At 43.0% G+C, this 16,664-nt stretch carries 15 protein-coding genes; 5 read left to right on the forward strand and 10 right to left on the reverse strand.

The window, feature by feature from the left end:
• Nucleotides 1–103 precede the first annotated feature (103 nt).
• On the forward strand, nucleotides 104–628 hold the full coding sequence (locus MHO82_RS05785; RefSeq protein WP_239182904.1) for a GGDEF domain-containing protein: 525 nt from the start codon (nucleotides 104–106) through the stop codon (nucleotides 626–628).
• 59 nt (nucleotides 629–687) lie between these two features.
• Here the strand turns inward: MHO82_RS05785 and cobB are convergent, their stop codons facing one another.
• Entirely contained in the window at nucleotides 688–1,413 is a 726-nt protein-coding gene (gene cobB, locus MHO82_RS05790) for a Sir2 family NAD+-dependent deacetylase (protein WP_239182905.1), read from the reverse strand.
• A gap of 307 nt (nucleotides 1,414–1,720) precedes the next feature.
• Between cobB and MHO82_RS05795 the strand changes: the two genes are divergently transcribed.
• Nucleotides 1,721–2,506, forward strand: a complete 786-nt coding sequence (locus MHO82_RS05795) for an HAD-IIB family hydrolase (protein WP_239182906.1) — start codon at nucleotides 1,721–1,723, stop codon at nucleotides 2,504–2,506.
• A gap of 90 nt (nucleotides 2,507–2,596) precedes the next feature.
• On the opposite strand, the gene MHO82_RS05800 is transcribed toward MHO82_RS05795, so the two are convergent.
• Nucleotides 2,597–4,228 carry a methyl-accepting chemotaxis protein gene (locus tag MHO82_RS05800; RefSeq protein WP_239182907.1) on the reverse strand — a complete coding sequence of 544 codons (1,632 nt, stop codon included), beginning with the start codon at nucleotides 4,226–4,228 and terminating at the stop codon, nucleotides 2,597–2,599.
• A gap of 512 nt (nucleotides 4,229–4,740) precedes the next feature.
• Between MHO82_RS05800 and alr the strand changes: the two genes are divergently transcribed.
• Nucleotides 4,741–5,961: an alanine racemase gene (gene alr, locus MHO82_RS05805; RefSeq protein ID WP_239182908.1), complete on the forward strand. Its 1,221-nt coding sequence runs from the start codon at nucleotides 4,741–4,743 to the stop codon at nucleotides 5,959–5,961.
• Between the two features lie 239 nt (nucleotides 5,962–6,200).
• Here alr and MHO82_RS05810 read toward each other — a convergent pair whose 3' ends face one another.
• The 8 genes from MHO82_RS05810 to MHO82_RS05845 all read right to left on the reverse strand — a co-directional run bounded on the left by MHO82_RS05810 (nucleotide 6,201) and on the right by MHO82_RS05845 (nucleotide 14,721).
• Nucleotides 6,201–7,178 (reverse strand): formate dehydrogenase subunit gamma, encoded by a 978-nt coding sequence (locus MHO82_RS05810; RefSeq protein ID WP_239182909.1) that lies wholly within the window; start codon nucleotides 7,176–7,178, stop codon nucleotides 6,201–6,203.
• A 69-nt stretch (nucleotides 7,179–7,247) separates the two neighbouring features.
• The gene (fdh3B, locus tag MHO82_RS05815) at nucleotides 7,248–7,856 is read right to left on the reverse strand and encodes a formate dehydrogenase FDH3 subunit beta (RefSeq protein ID WP_239182910.1); all 609 of its coding nucleotides are present in this window, start codon (nucleotides 7,854–7,856) and stop codon (nucleotides 7,248–7,250) included.
• Between the two features lie 10 nt (nucleotides 7,857–7,866).
• Entirely contained in the window at nucleotides 7,867–10,722 is a 2,856-nt protein-coding gene (locus tag MHO82_RS05820; RefSeq protein ID WP_239182911.1) for a formate dehydrogenase subunit alpha, read from the reverse strand.
• A gap of 14 nt (nucleotides 10,723–10,736) precedes the next feature.
• Nucleotides 10,737–10,934: a transcriptional initiation protein Tat gene (locus MHO82_RS05825; RefSeq protein ID WP_239182912.1), complete on the reverse strand. Its 198-nt coding sequence runs from the start codon at nucleotides 10,932–10,934 to the stop codon at nucleotides 10,737–10,739.
• 118 nt (nucleotides 10,935–11,052) lie between these two features.
• A complete protein-coding gene (locus MHO82_RS05830) occupies nucleotides 11,053–11,649 on the reverse strand; it encodes a molecular chaperone (protein WP_239182913.1) in 597 nt (198 codons plus the stop codon).
• A 12-nt stretch (nucleotides 11,650–11,661) separates the two neighbouring features.
• A complete protein-coding gene (locus tag MHO82_RS05835) occupies nucleotides 11,662–13,344 on the reverse strand; it encodes a 4Fe-4S binding protein (RefSeq protein ID WP_239182914.1) in 1,683 nt (560 codons plus the stop codon).
• Between the two features lie 278 nt (nucleotides 13,345–13,622).
• Complete coding sequence (locus tag MHO82_RS05840; protein WP_239182915.1) at nucleotides 13,623–14,216, reverse strand: DUF3306 domain-containing protein; 594 nt, start codon at nucleotides 14,214–14,216, stop codon at nucleotides 13,623–13,625.
• A complete protein-coding gene (locus MHO82_RS05845; RefSeq protein ID WP_239182916.1) occupies nucleotides 14,206–14,721 on the reverse strand; it encodes a DUF3305 domain-containing protein in 516 nt (171 codons plus the stop codon). Before MHO82_RS05845 ends, MHO82_RS05840 begins: the two co-directional genes overlap by 11 nt.
• Nucleotides 14,722–14,884: 163 nt before the next feature.
• Between MHO82_RS05845 and MHO82_RS05850 the strand changes: the two genes are divergently transcribed.
• Together MHO82_RS05850 and MHO82_RS05855 are read left to right on the forward strand one after the other, a co-directional pair.
• Nucleotides 14,885–15,754: a formate dehydrogenase accessory sulfurtransferase FdhD gene (locus MHO82_RS05850; protein WP_239182917.1), complete on the forward strand. Its 870-nt coding sequence runs from the start codon at nucleotides 14,885–14,887 to the stop codon at nucleotides 15,752–15,754.
• A 5-nt stretch (nucleotides 15,755–15,759) separates the two neighbouring features.
• Complete coding sequence (locus MHO82_RS05855) at nucleotides 15,760–16,656, forward strand: helix-turn-helix transcriptional regulator (protein WP_239182918.1); 897 nt, start codon at nucleotides 15,760–15,762, stop codon at nucleotides 16,654–16,656.
• Nucleotides 16,657–16,664: the final 8 nt, after the last annotated feature.

Genomic DNA, 16,664 nt, shown 5'->3' on the forward strand with positions numbered 1-16,664 from the left:
TCTTACCAGTTATCGCCACATACGAGAGATAAACAGTCTGCGATGGGGAAGCTATTTATTATTAGGATCACGAACGTTCGATTTTATAAGCGAAAGTGATCTTGTGGATACATGGATAAAACAGCTCGATTTCATGGACAACTTTCTTGAAGATACCCTCACGCAAGTGTCTTACATGCTGTTAGCGTACGGAGTGACACAAATCATCAAGCAGCATGAACAAGCTTCCTATACCGATGAACTCACCGGTTTGTATAATCGTAAATACCTCAACAAAATCCGCATGAGTGTGTTCGAGCTGGTGTATTTTGATTTAAACAACCTTAAAACGACCAACGATACATTAGGCCACCAGCACGGCGACACCTTAATTATGAATTTTGCTCACCTGCTTAAACAACACCTAAAAAATAAAGAAGTGGCGATACGTGTGGGAGGAGATGAATTTGTCGCCATCGTCCATAAAGGCAATGGTGAGGGGCTCGTCGAAGCGCTAAAACAAGACACTCAAAGAGGCAGTATTTGCTTTTCTTATGGCATGAGCCAAGGCCACGTTAACGATCTTGACCACATCATCGCGATGGCTGATGAAAAGATGTATGAAATGAAAAAAGAATGCATAAAATAAATCTGGCGGCCACCTACCTCTGTACATAACCGCCTTAACCAAACTTTTACTCGGTTTGATCAATCTTGTAATTTTAAAATCTCATCCACTATTTGAGGCACTAACGAACCAGCTTTACCATAACGCTTTTCAGCAAATTCACTTTCTACTGCACTCGGTTCAAGGTTAATTTCTACGGTGTGTGCACCATGCAACGCGGCTTCATGAACAAACCCCGCCGCAGGATACACTGCCCCCGATGTACCTATGGATAAAAACAGATCCGCATCGCCAAGAGCATCATGAATGCGATCCATACCCAATGGCATTTCACCAAACCACACCACATGAGGGCGCAATTGCTCCGGAATTTGACAACAATGGCATAAATCACCGGTTTGAATGTCTTCTTTCCATTCAATGGCTTGTGAAGTGCCACTACAGCGCGCTTTTAATAACTCACCATGCATATGGATAACATTTTTATTACCAGCCCGCTCATGTAGGTTGTCAATATTTTGTGTAACAACCAGTACCTCACCATCCAATTCTTGCTCTAATCGGGCCAATGCTAGGTGCGCATCATTTGGCGCAATGTTTTCACCTTGCAGTTGCCGGCGGCGCTGATTATAAAAATCTTGAACTAATTCTGGATCTCTACTAAAACCTTCAGGTGTCGCAACATCCTCTATTCGATGGTTTTCCCACAAACCATCTTGTGCTCTGAAAGTCTGAATCCCCGACTCTGCTGAAATGCCAGCGCCAGTTAAAATTACGATTTTCTTATATGGGTACGTTGTCGACATTAATCAAAATCCTTTTAAAGTAGACTATTTACAAACATCAAAAAAGCGTTTGAATCCGCCCAGTACTCTTGTCTGAACTGTTATTTTCTTGTCTGAACTGTTATTTTAATCCTTTCTTATTATGCCTTGATTTTGGAACACGCCCACCACTTGTTTTATTGACGCTGGGCACAATTATGAACATTTGCACATATTTTCTATGGATATGTACCTTTCAGTGAAACTTTCCCTCATCCAAAATCATATCTTGCTCCACTTGCAAATAAACTGCTAATTTAAAAGCTTATACAACGATTAAGGAACCAACATGAGCAGTGAGTTAACAACAGAGTGGAAAGAAATAAAATGGGTTTTAACCGATGTTGATGACACGCTCACTTGGCAGGGGGAACTTCCACCTGAAACCTTAATTGCTCTATCTCAATTACAACAAGCTGGTATAAACGTTGTCGCCGTCACTGGAGCTTGTGCTGGTTGGTGCGATCACATTGCTCAACTTTGGCCAATAAATGCGGTGTTAGGTGAAAATGGTGCTTTTACTCTTGAGAAAAAAAACGGTGCGGTGCATTTGTCCTCTCAAAAGCCAATCGATGAAATAAGGCAGCAACAAGAACAATTAAAACATCAAATTCTTGAAATATTACAGCAGTACCCTAGCCTTAGTTTAACCTTAGATCAGCCATACCGCTTATGTGAAGTTGCCATAGATATTGGACAAAACCGCCCGCCAGTGAATAGCGAGATCGTAGAAGAGATCATAGGGAAAATTCGCCAACTAGGTGCTCATGCTACAGCCAGTTCCATTCATATCAATGCATGGTACGGGGAACATTCAAAGAAAAATACGAGCCTGCATTTTTTACAGCAAAGAGGCCTCAGCCATAAAGCGATTCTTGAACAAGTCTGTTATGTCGGAGACTCACTGAACGATCAACAAATGTTTGAAACCTTGCCATTAACCGCTGGCGTTGCCAACATTTTGCATTACTGGGATCGCCTTGAACACAAACCCAGTTTAATCATGACTAAATCAGGCGGATTTGGGTTCGCTCAATTTGCTCAAAAGTTATTAAGGCTAAAACAAGAACCCTGAATCTCACTTTTATGGCTCGATAAAAGTAGTCCCATAAAAAACGGCTCAATTAAGAGCCGTTTTCTTTTTCATTTATTTCCAATGTGTAACTTAAGCCACTTTAAAACGGCTCACTGCTGAATGTAAGTTCGCAGCTAACTTGCTCAGCTCAATGCTTGACTGTGCCGTTTGACTTGCACCAACCGCTACTTCCGTTGAAGACTGATTAATGTTTTCAATATTGCGGCTTAATTCCTCTGTTACAGAATCTTGCTCACTGCACGCACTTGCTATTTGTAAATTCATGTCTGCAATTTTTGCAATGGTCTGTTCAATGTACTGAATCTTATCCCCTGTCATTTGGCTTTGCTCTGCACATTGATTGATCATTTCACAACTTTCTGTTGTGGCACTTTTTGCTTCATTGGCACTCTTTTGCAAACTTTCAATAATCGTGACAATCTCGCCAGTAGAATCTTGCGTTCTGCCTGCTAACGTTCTTACTTCATCAGCAACAACCGCAAAACCACGACCTTGCTCACCCGCCCTTGCCGCTTCAATCGCTGCGTTTAATGCCAACAAGTTCGTTTGATCCGCAATATCACGAATCACATCCACCACCATATTGATGTTGGCAGACTCTTTTTCTAATTGCTCCACCAAGTTACCCGCATTAGCAATTTCACTGGACACTTGCTGGATAGACGTAATGCTTTGCTGAATCTCAACGCACCCTTGTGTTGCTTCTCTATTCGCTAACGCCGCAGAAGATGAAGCATCTTCTGTATTACTCGCAACTTCCGCTACCGTTGCTTTCATCTGATTCATGGCCGTGGCTACCATGGTGATCTCATTTTGTTGCTGCTGCATACCTTGAGAAGACTGCTCAGAGACAGCACTCACCTCTTCAACCGCCGCGCTTAGCTGCTCAACTTGAGACAAAATGTCTTCAATTAGCACGCGTAAATGTTTCTGCATCGCGATACTGGAGTCCGCCAATTGGCCTAATTCATCATTACCAATTTCTTCACGCTTTAGCTTATGGGTTAAATTGCCTGATGCAATCTCACCAGCCAAAGTCATTACGGCTCTTAATGGTGTGCAGATCTGACGGGTCAAGAACAAGTTAATCAATGCCATAAGTACAACCAAGCCAATAATGCATACTAGCGTGATGGTTCCCACACGGCTGATACTCGATAGCATGTCAGTTCTGTTTGCAGTAACAAAACCTAAATTAAGCTTAGCAAGGCCACTGATCGCATCCCCCAATTCTGTATATTCGTCAAACGTTCCGAACAACATTGGCTGGGCATTTTTAATGTCGTTATTAATAACTAATGTATCAAAATTACTTAGCTGACTTTTATAGCGGCTCCAGCCATTACTGACTCGCATAAAAGATTGACGCTCATCCGCAGACACAATGGTTGCTTCATAATCCGATAATAATGTATCAATTTGACGGTACTGATCCTTAATAACATTAATAGCATGACGAGCTTGATCTGCATCCGTGTAACTTAGTGCCCCAAATTGATTACTGCGTAACGCCGCAACTTCATAGCGAACCGTTTCCACAGCCAGCACACTTGGCAGCGTTGAGTCCGTAAAATTAACCGCAGCATTACGAACTAACTTAAGTTCACTGGTAAGAAATAGACCAAAAGCAACAATAATAGCTGCGATCGCAACAAAAGCGACGGCAATTTTTTTACCGATAGAAAAGTTTTTATAATTCATGATAGGAAATAATAGCCTTATGTATTTTTATACTCGAAGCGATTTATTTATACGCCTGATAAAATAATCCACACAAATTATCATACAAATAAACCTTAAATCCACTTATTTATAACGTTTACACCGTTAATGTTCTTTTTAAACAAAATAAAAACAACTCCCAATTATATTGCTTGAATAAAGGATGAGGGTATAATTTTATTCAGAAAATGAATGCGATTAACATTTAATTACAAAAACCGGTTACTATATCTACATCATAGGATGAAAATACAACACAAAAATAAGTCGCATCATTCATTTTATGTTTTATATATTTATATTCTCAATCACTATTGATTTACCACATGAAAAAATGTCAACCTAGCTTCTAAAATAATAAATGACTCAATATGGGAAATAATTAGAACCTCATTTCATAAAGTAAATGTTAATAACTATTTCAGCCAATATTAGTGCTAATAAAAGTGAACATAAAATTAACACCACATCATTTTTAACAAGGAACTACCATGAGATTAAAAATATCTCTTCTTGCTTTATCGATCTCACTCATCAGCGCCAACGCATTCAGTGCACCAACTCTTATTTCTAAAACACCAATAAAGCATGAGCAAGCAAATATACAAGCTAACTCTTGGGTTGAAATAGATACTGCCGCTTTTAAAAGCAACATTAATGAAGTAAAAAAAATCGTTGGTGATAAAACAAAAATCTGCGCCATCATGAAGGCTGACGCTTATGGTAATGGCATTAGTAACTTAATCGGTTCTGTGATTGAAAGTGACCTGGCTTGTGTTGGTATTACCAGTAATGAAGAAGCCAAATTGGTTCGAGAAAAAGGCTTTAAAGGGCAAATCATGCGTGTTCGCGCTGGCACACCAAACGAAATCGAAAATGCCATTCAGTTTGATGTGGAAGAACTTATCGGTACTACTCAACAAGCTGAAATTGTTTCAAAAATTGCAGCTAAATACAACAAAACGGTAGCCGTACATTTGGCCTTAAACTCTGCGGGAATGGGCAGAAATGGATTGGATTTAAGCACAACACAAGGAAAAGCCAGCGCACTAGATCTCGTTAAGACCAATCACATTAATATTGTTGGCATGATGACCCATTTCCCAACGGAAGATGCAGACAAAACCCGTCAAGGTCTCACCCAATTTAATGAAGAGACCGCGTGGCTAATTAAAACGGCGAAACTTAACCGAAACAACATTACTCTTCACGCCGCAAACTCTTACACTACCCTTACTCTACCTGAAGCACACCTCGATATGGTGCGACCTGGCGGTGCTTTATATGGTGATCTTCCACCAACGTTCAGTGATTTCAAACGAATTGTATCCTTTAAAACAGAAGTTGCCTCGATCCATCAATTCCCAGCGGGAAGCACCATAGGTTACAGCAGCACCGAAACATTAAAACGAGATTCTATTCTTGCTAACCTGCCCGTTGGTTACTCAGATGGCTACCCTCGCTCATTAAGCAGCAAAGGTTTTGTTCTTATTAATGGTCAGCGCGCTCGTGTCGTTGGTAAAGCATCAATGAATACCACCATGGTTGATGTCACTGATATTCAAGGTATCAAACCAGGGGATGAAGTCGTACTGTTTGGTCGTCAAGGTAAAGATGAAATAACCAGTGCTGAAACAGAAGAGTTAAGTGGCCGTATTCTTCCAGACTTATATACGCTTTGGGGGTTATCAAACCCAAAATACGTGAATTAATTTCCTTTAAACAGCGGCTGTTCACTCCAGCCGCTTATTTTAACACCGATAACACGATTATATTTAAACCACTTTAAACTGATATAAAAAAGCGCCGAACTATGCCAATTACATTAAGCTTAGGGGGACTTAATGAAATGGGTATAAATTCAGCGCAAAAGGGACTGTGTAACCGCTTTTTTATTTTTTCGTTTTGTTACCTACACTCAAATCGCTAGGTTCCAACGACTAGATTCGTACTATTTTTCGTCGTTAACACGATCAAACCAAATTTTGTGGTGTTGTTTCGCCCAAGTTTCATCTACATAACCTGTTTTCATGCCTTCTAGTGCCCCTTCTGTTCCCACCGTACCAATATAGATATGACCAAAAGACGCAGCAATTAAACCCAGAGAAGCAACAGCATGAAGTACATTGGCAATTTGCATTTCAAATCTCAGCTGACCAAACATTGGGAAATCCATAAACAGGCCAGATAAACATACCGTCACACCAGCAGTGGCGAGTAACCAGAACCATACTTTTTCACCACCATTACAAAAATCGGCTTCTGGGTGCTTGCCATTAGGTAAAATACCACCACCTTGTTTAAACCACTCCCAATCCACTTTGGTGAAAAAGTTATTTTTTAACCATTTGACTAGCATGCCCAAAATACCAAGGCTGAACAGTGGGCCTAAATAGTTATGAGACACTTTCGCCGCCATGATGACATTCGCCCATGCCGAATCCCCCAACACAGGTTTAATCGCGTACTTACCGTACAAAAGGGTTAATCCAGTAATGGCTAAAATGATGAACAGAATAGCGGTGTACCAATGCAGTGCTCGCTCAAATGGAGTCCAGCGCAATACTTTTTTACCTGTTAATTCCTGATCTAGTTTGATTTGCCCCGCCCAAAGGTAAAACAAAAACAGTGCTGCAAACGAGCCTAAAATCATTAACACCCCGATCGGAGTGATCCATTTATTGCGAATTTCTCGCCATAACTGACCTGAGGTGTTAATAAGCACACCATGCTCTAGTTTGGTTGAAGTGGTGTAGCCTTCTTCACCATTTTTTACCTGACGCCAATAATCTGCACCCGCTAATTGAGTGATTTCTCGCTCAGCACTGGCTGCTGATGCTTCATCTGCCGCCAAACTTTGCAAGCTAAAAATCAGTGCTAATAAAGCCAAAAATGGGGCGACAAAAAAAGCAACAAGACGCTTAAACATAGGGCTCTCCGAATTGGCGGCCTGATACGACCGCCTTATTTTATTGACTAATAATTAAAATGCAGGGTATTAACTTTTCGTAGCATCAAACGCTAGGTCTTCGCCGTTTGTCCAACCCGCACCTTTTGCACCGCGCTCTACCACACGTTGACGGTAAATTTCAGATACTTTCTCAGCATCACCGGCAATCAAAGCTTTGGTTGAACAAAGTGATGCACACATCGGTAACTTGCCTTCCGCAATACGGTTCGCACCATACTTACTGCGCTCTTCTGGCGATCCGGCTTCGGTTTCAGGGCCGCCAGCACAGAAGGTACATTTGTCCATTTTGCCACGTTCACCAAACGCCGACTCTTTCGGGAACTGCGGCGCACCAAACGGGCAAGCAAACAAACAGTAACCACAACCAATACACAAATCTTTATTGTGTAGAACGATGCCATCTTCTGTTTGCTTAAAACAATCCGTTGGACATACCGCCATACAAGGCGCATCGGTACAGTGCATACAAGCAACGGAAATTGAGTTTTCACCCGGCTCACCATCGTTCAAGGTAACCACGCGGCGGCGCTGAATGCCCCACTCTAATGCGTCGTCATTTTCGTTTTTGCATGCCGTGACACAGCCGTTACATTCAATACAACGCTTGGAGTCACAAAGGAATTTCATACGTGCCATTTTCTAACTCCTACGCTTTTGAAATTTTACAAAGGGTCACTTTTGTTTCTTGCATTTGCGTGACGGGATCGTAACCATACGTGGTTGCAATATTGGCAGATTCACCAATAACGTACGGATCTGTTCCTTCAGGGTATTTATTGCGCAAGTCTTCACCTTGGAACTTACCGCCAAAGTGGAACGGAATGAACGCAAGGCCCGGCTTAACACGACGAGTCACCATAGCTTTCACATGAATTCGGCCTTTCTCTGCCCCTTCAAGCCACACCATGTCTCCATCTTTAAAGCCAAGATCGTTCGCATCTTTCGGGTTTACTTCCACAAACATTTCTTGCTGAAGCTCGGCCAGCCAAGGATTCGAACGGGTCTCTTCACCACCACCTTCATATTCAACCAAACGACCCGAAGTTAAGATAATTGGGTACTCTTTTGAAACATCTTTATCTTGGATCGACTTATACATAGTCGGTAAACGGTAAATAGACTCACTGTCATTCCAGGTTGGGTAATCTGTCACCAAATCACGACGTGGCGTATAAAGAGGCTCACGGTGAAGTGGCACTCTATCTGGGAATGTCCATACAATGGCACGCGCTTTTGCATTACCAAAAGGCATACAACCATGCTTGATGGCCACACGCTGAATCCCGCCAGATAGATCCGTTTTCCAATTTTTTCCTTCCGCGGCCGCTTGTTCTTCTGCGGTTAGCTCATCCCACCAACCAAGCTGCTTCAACAACTTATCAGTAAACTCTGGGTGACCATCTTCTAAGTCACAATCTTTTGGAAAGCTGTCTTCAGCAAGTAAGCTCTCGCCTTCAAATTCAACACCAAAACGAGCACGGAAATTACCACCACCTTGCGCCACAGGTTTAGATGTATCGTAAAGAATATGCGTACCCGGGTGCTTCATTTCTGGCGTGCCCCAACATGGCCACGGCATACCATAAGTATCACCATGTGCTGGGCCACCTTCCGCTTCCAACGTTGTTTTATGGAAAGTGTGCCAGTTCTGTGTGTGTGATTTAATACGCTCTGGGCTTTGTCCTGTATAGCCGATTGTCCACATACCGCGATTAAACTCACGAGTCACATCCTCAATAACAGGCTGATTGTTCTTAACTTTTATATTCTTAAACAGCTGTTCTGAAAAACCCAGTTTCTTGGTTAAAAGATACATGATTTCATGGTCAGGTTTAGATTCGAACAAAGGTTGGACGATCTGTTCGCGCCACTGCAATGAACGGTTTGACGCGGTTACTGAGCCGTGAGTTTCAAACTGTGTGGTAGCAGGAAGTAAATACACGCCATCAGTACGATCATTCATAACCGCAGCAACCGTTGGGTATGGATCCACAATCACCATCATGTCCAATTTCTGCATCGCTTTTTTCATTTCTGGGCCGCGAGTTTGTGAGTTAACCGCATGACCCCAGTAGAACATGGCACGAATATTATCTTTCTGCTCGATATTTTCTTTGTTTTCTAAAACACCATCAATCCAGCGAGAAACAGGAATACCTTTGTTATTCATTGGCTTTTTGCCACGGTATTCATTTTGGTCAAAGCGTTTTTGAACCCACTCATGATCCAAGTTCCACACTTTACTCCAGTGCTTCCACGCCCCTGTCGATAAACCGTAATACCCTGGCAGTGTATGAGAGAGTACGCCCAAATCAGTAGCGCCCTGTACGTTGTCGTGACCACGGAATATGTTTGCGCCACCGCCAGACTTACCCATGTTGCCTAGAGCCAGTTCCAACACACAGTAAGCACGCGTATTGTTGTTACCCGTCGTATGCTGAGTACCGCCCATGCACCACACCACACAACCCGGGCGATTTTCTGAAAGCAGTTTCGCGGTTTTATACACCTCTTCTTCGCTGATGCCCGTTACACGTTCAACTTCTTTAGGTTTCCATTTCGCCACTTCTTCACGAATCTCATCCATACCAAATACACGTTGGCGAATGAACTCTTTATCTTCCCAATTATTTTTGAACACATGCCATAAAATGCCCCAGATAAAAGCAACATCAGAGCCCGGACGCAGAGAAACATAGTGGTCTGACTTAGCCGCAGTTCGAGTACGACGCGGATCCGCCACCACAATCTTACAATCGTTTTTTTCTTTGGCGATCAAGATGTGCTGCATGGCAACAGGGTGCGCTTCTGCTGGGTTTGAACCAATGAACAGCATTGACTTACAGTTATGCATGTCATTAAACGAGTTGGTCATCGCACCATAACCCCAGGTATTGGCTACCCCAGCTACTGTGGTTGAGTGACAAATACGAGCTTGGTGGTCAACGTTGTTTGTACCCCATAACGATGCCATTTTACGGAACATGTACGCTTGTTCGTTACTGTGTTTTGCTGAACCTAACCAGTAAACTGAGTCTGGGCCGGATTCTTTACGGATCTCTAACGTTTTATTGCCAATTTCTTCAATAGCTTGTTCCCAAGAAAGCTTTTTCCATTTGCCGCCTTCCAGTTTCATTGGGTATTTTAAACGACGTTCACCATGACCATGTTCACGTAACGCCGCCCCTTTTGCGCAGTGTCCGCCAGCATTAAAAGGATGGTCAAAAGCAGGTTCTTGGCCAGTCCAGACACCATTTTGCACTTCAGCGTAAATACCACAGCCCACCGAACAGTGAGAACAAATCGTACGCTTAATTTCAGTTGGCGCATTCGCATCCACGCTTTTCGCTTGTGCTTTTTTCATCATGCTCGGAGCAAATAAACCAGCACCTATCGCCGCGGCACCACCAGCAACACTTGAATTACGAATAAAAGCACGACGGCTAATACCTAGCTGATTTTCGTCTTTTGTTACCGTATCGGAACGTTTTATTAATTTCATTCTATGCTCCGTATTTATAGGGTTTCGTAGTAATCACGAATGTGTTGAGTTTCGTGATAACCAGCCGACTTTTCTTCTGCTGGTTTTGCTTCTTGATCACTAGCGATGACCGTTTTCGATACGCCAGCAGCGACAGCGCCCACAACCGCAGCCGTAGATAAGCCCTTTAATAGCTCTCGGCGTCCTTGGTCTGGTTTATTTTGTTTACTCATTGCTTTTGCTCCGTTGTTTAACTCTAAATAAAGAGAGTTAGGGGCTTGTTATTGTTGTTTGTGTTTTTCACATTGCTTGCTGTTTATAAAAACTTGTTATAAAAAGCAGTACCTTGCTCTAAGCGATACTCTTTTGCGGATTTTCAATAAAGCGGGTTTGCTCGACGGTTAAGAACTGCAAAGCCAATTCACCTACTGAAGCGTAAAATGCGGAACTCTTCGCCTGCTTCAAGTCGTGGCAAAAACGCTCAAACCAGGTTTGAATATGCCGATTAAAAAAAATCTTTTGCGTGTGCTCACTCCCCGACTCCACCAGCATGGCCATCACCTCTAATAAGGCAGCGATGTTATCTTCTGGTTCTTTTACCGATTCATCTCTTTCAAAACCCAACTGCGCTAAATCATTACGTAGCTTAGCCAACGGCATTTCCATTAAAGAGCCAGTTAAATACCAAGAGCCATAAGGAACCAACTCCCCGCGGCCAATTCCGATAAACAAATCTTGGTACTCATCTGCACAACTCATTTCGCTGGTGGTTTGTGCTGATAGCTTCAATAAAGACCACGCAGCCGACATGCCATGATGTTCATCGTGTGTTACGTCCAATTCACTAAGCCATGTCAGCAGCTCTTGATCGGGTGCTATACGAAACAGACGAGCCAATAAGCCGTAAATATCCACGCGCAGCGCTTGTTGTTCATTAAAGTGATTCATAAAGCGCCTCTGTTATACGTTGAGTTGTTTTTCTGGATGAGCAGATAAATCAGTAAAAATGTCTCTGACTCGGCAGTCTTCACACATTGATAAACGACGCAGAGAGCTTTCGTCATTGAAATGTGGGTTACCTTGTAACTTTTCAGTCAACATTTTGATCATGGAAGCAGGGGCGAAAGCCGTTCCACAACTAATACAGCAAGCGGCCTCTTCTTCATGAACCACGACCGCATTTTGACGAGATACTGAATCCCAATTCATTTGCAGTTTCAGTGTTAACACATTTTCAGGGCAAGCTTTTTCACATAAACCACACTGAACACAATCTTGTTCAATAAATAGAAGACCTGGGCTGTCCCCTTTTGTATGCAGTGCTCTTGTCGGACATACCGCCACACAACTCATGCATAACGTACAATCTTGACTAGCACACTCAACAGAACCAAATGGTGCGCCTGCTGGCACTTGAGCGATAACATTGTCTGGGAGGTAATGTGAGGAAAGGTGATCCAAAGCCGACAGCAAACGTTGGCGTTTATTTCCTTCCAAAGGGGTTGCTTTTCTTACAAGTGGTTTTTCGATCAATACCACTTCTTCTAATGCTTCAATATGTGCAATTTGAATGCGGTTTTCTTCAAGACCAAGATCCGATAAAAAGGAACGAGCCACTTCCACTTCTTGGCCAAGAACGCGCTGTATTGTCGCGGGCATACGGCGGCTTGCTAAGAACAGAACCTGTGAAGCGCCATTCACTAATGCAGCAAACCATGTATCCATTCCAACTGATGGCAATTCATCAAGTACGATTGGAAGAACATTTTCTGGCATGGTTTTCAGAGCCATTACATTGAAGCTTTCATGACGTTCACTGCAAAACATAACGATGGGCTGCTTACCGCCATGTTGCTCATATTTCGCCAATACACGTTGAATGAAGTTTTGAGTATTTTGCGCATCTGGCAACGCATAACTGATGGCTTCCGTAGGACATGATGTAGCACACGTCCCCACTCCTTGACACAAATACGGGTTAATTTGAATGTGATGGCCAGTTTGCTCGCTGCCCACACTGGATAGTGCGCCAGCAGGACACGCATCCACACAACGTTCGCACCCTTTTACACCACGTGAACTGTGAGCACAGAGATCGCTATCTAATCGAAAGTATTTGGGTTTATCAAAGGTTCCTTTCAAACCTGGAATTTCTTCTAGCACTTCAGCAAGTTTTGGATAACCTCGCCCTACTGGGTAATAACCCGGCACAGGCACTTCTTCCGTCATTAAGCCCTTTTGCGTCATGTCTAACACAATATCGAAACTGTTTATGCCAATCGCAACCTGAGATAAATTGACACGGTTTGTTTCAAGCTGACAACTCACTTCAAAAGCGCCTAAAAAACCTCTTACTTCCACTTGTGATGCATAATAAATTGAGCCGGGTAACTCAGTGTCACTTTTGGACTCAACTGGTGCATTTAAGTCAGTGCATACCAAAGTCACGCTATTAAGTTGCTCTGAAAATAGAGGCGCTAATTCCGCAATAATGGCATTAGGACCAATAATCACGAGATTTCCTCGACTTTCATAACTGACCGTCGGCGGGATCAGGTTTGTCAGTTCAACGGTGCCCGTAATGGCAGCCAAGCGAGCCTGACCATTTTCGGTATTATGTTGTTCTAAGTATTGTTTTAACATTGCTATTCCTGTGCCTTCATAAAATGGCGGCTGCTACTGAGTAAAATTGTTTAGTCTTTTTGTTGTTCACTCAGCACGTTTTAAATCAACTAGTTGCAGCTGGTTTTGCACGACTGACTTATTGCTCATGTCTATAAACTGCAAGTACTGAACCAAGTTGAAAAAGAAAAAAATGACCTAAATGGAGCTAAAGTCCGTTGTGTGATTTTGAAGGATTGATGAGTGAGACATTTTGACCCAACCGATAATGTTCTAGTCAGCCAAAATGTCCCGTTTGCTCATGTGGTCTTTTTTGTCTCATGATCCAATAGTGGTAATTCATCGCTTTCTTTCGGTTGATTTGATGCTGTATCTAGGCCTACTTCTGAATCACTCAGCACAAGCGCTTCCTCACAATTGGCTGGTGCATTTTCATCATCAAACTCATTAACAGGCCGTATGGTTTGCTCACTTTCTAGCTCAGATTCTGACGATGTTTCTTTTACCCAGTTGCGTAGCCCTTCAGCCACATCACTCCCCAGTGTTTTTACTGCGCTGTAGTCGTGGTCGTAATCATTCAACCCGTCAACCACGTTAAATTCATCACTTAAAAACATCTTTCTGAGTGCCGCTTTCTTTACTTCTTTCTCAACACCTTTTGCTAAAAACGCAGAAACGGAACTGTCACCATTAATGGATTCAACATCAGACAAAGACAGATTCTGCTCTTGAGTCGTCTCTTCTGAATCGGCTTCATGATGTAATACTTCACCAAAGGGATCTTGCTCTACTTCAGTCTCTGTGTTCTTTGCCTGATCTAACTCAACCGCATTTTCTTGATGGGAATCAGTGAGTTTTCTCTCTGACCAACGCTTAAAGAAGTTAGTTGCCACAAGCCCTCCCCGCACCTCTACGCTTCTTACGACGAACTTCTAACAACTCACCATGGCGGCCAATAAACGCTTCAAGCCACGCTTGAATGGGTAAAGGCATATCCACAGACAGCACCAAATAGTCACTGTCCATGAAGTCCCCAACAATAGATTGAGAAGCAGTAACCGCAATCGGTGTGGGAGTCGTGTCTGTGGATTCTTGTTCAAAAGCAAAGAACAATTTCGGCTCACGTGAGCTCAAGTTAAAACGGTAATCCGTTCTTTCATCTCGGTAGATTTCTAATACAAAATCACACCAAATTGATTCCGTTTCATCGCTTGTTTGCGCTTCATCGCACGCTGCATTTTTCGGCTGTAACTTGATGTTAGAAACCTGCCAACTGGAGGTTTCCCAGCGTCCAACTTGCTTATGCTCTTGGATTAGCTCGAAACAAATTGGCCAAGTATCTTCTGTTTTTTCTACGGCATTAGAGAGCGGTTCACGAAGGGGGGATATCGTTGTCATTCAATGATCCTTTGTTAAGGGAACTCGTTTCGTTCGTGTTATCGCCCTCTATAAAGCAAGACTCAGACCACAAGAAGCAGACCTAAAAATAAAGGAAAATAAGTGGAATAAAGCTTGCTTATAGCCACTAACCTCGAACTAATTCAATCAATGGAGATCTGCTGTGAGTCACCCACCAAAAATTATAAAGACAGGCCCAGTACCCAACCAAACCATCAGTGTAGAAGTCATGGATGAATACGGTGAACTGATCACCAAACACGTCGCGTGTGAAAGGCCCTTAACCGTATTACTGAACTGGAAAGAAGTGGTCACCCTAATGACACTCGGCGCACGTCCAGATGCCTTAGTATTAGGCTATTTAAAAAACCAAAGCTTTATCGAAGACATCAACGCACTTGATTCCATTATTGTGGATTGGGAAACCAACTCAGCGGCAGTTATTACTAAAGAAAACACGGAACACTTAGAGAAAAAACTACAAAAGAAAACAGTCACATCTGGGTGTGGTCAAGGCACCATGTATGGCAACGTAATGAAGAAACTGGAAAACTACCAAGTTCCTCAAGTCACCATCAAACAATCCACCATTTACGAAACACTGGAAGCCCTTACCCACCATAATGAAACCTATAAAAATGCGGGTGGTGTTCATGGTTGTGCCGTATGCCAAGGCGCTAACATTCTTTCGTTTGTGGAAGATGTGGGTCGCCATAATGCTGTCGATACACTGGCAGGTGAAATGTGGCTTAAAGGGGAAACAGGTGAAAATAAAATCTTCTACACTACGGGGCGTTTAACCTCAGAAATGGTGATTAAAGTGGCGCAAATGGGCATTCCAGTTCTACTCTCACGCTCTGGTGTGACACAAATGGGCTTAGATCTCGCAAAACAGTTCGGTATCACCACCATTGCAAGAGCCAAAGGCCACCGTTTCCAAGTATTTACGGGTCACCAAAATATGCAATTTGATGTCAAAGGTGAGCAAGCTCAATCAACCCATGTTACTGACTCAGAATCACTGGCTGAATAAACCTTATGACCACACCAGAATTTATGAACGCCAAGCAAGTGGCCGAATATTTGGATTTAAATGAAAAGAAAGTCTACACCCTTGCTAACGATGGCCAGCTCCCTGCCACCAAAGTCACGGGTAAATGGCTGTTTCCTAAATCTTTGCTGGATAAGTGGCTCATTGAGTCTTGCCATAATGGCGCCTTTAACGATCGCCTATTAATTGCAGGTTCGGATGATCCTCTATTGCAGCTGGCGGTTGGAGAAATGGCCAATCAACTTGGCAGTACAGCGTTAGTTGGCTATACCTCAACGGGAACACGTCAAGGGCTTTCGATGCTCAGCAAAGGCCATGTTGATATTTGTGCGATTCATTGGGGCCGTGCCAGTGAAGCCCCTTTGCGCCACCCTGCGTTGTTACAACAATACGCCGGAAGCCGAAACTGGGTGCTTATTCATGCCTATGAGCGAGTGCAAGGGTTGATCATAAGCCCCAAACTAATGGGTAAAATCAGCGATCCTATAGAGTTAACCTCACAGCAATATCAATGGGCATTAAGACAAGAAGGCGCAGGCAGTCTGCGAGCGTTGGAAGAATGGCTGCAAAATAAAGGCAATGTATTAGATAACTTAAACCAACAAGATGTCTATTACAGCGAACGGGAGTTAGGCTCTGCCATTGCTCGTGGCTGTGCCGATGTGGGCTGTGGAAGCGAAAGTACTGCTGGAGAATTTAACCTTTCTTTTTTGCCACTCTTTACTGAAGCGTTTGAGTTGGTGATCCCTAAAAACATCTATTTCCGCTCTTTAGTGCAACAACTACTACAAACACTACAAAAACCAGAAACACAGGCCAAAGGCGATCAATTTGGCGGTTATAATTTCACAAATACCAGCAAGCAAGTATGGGGCTCCGAGTAAGACTCTTT

The organism is Vibrio sp. Of7-15 (assembly GCF_022347565.1).
In the GTDB taxonomy this organism is placed as follows: Bacteria; Pseudomonadota; Gammaproteobacteria; order Enterobacterales; family Vibrionaceae; genus NORP241.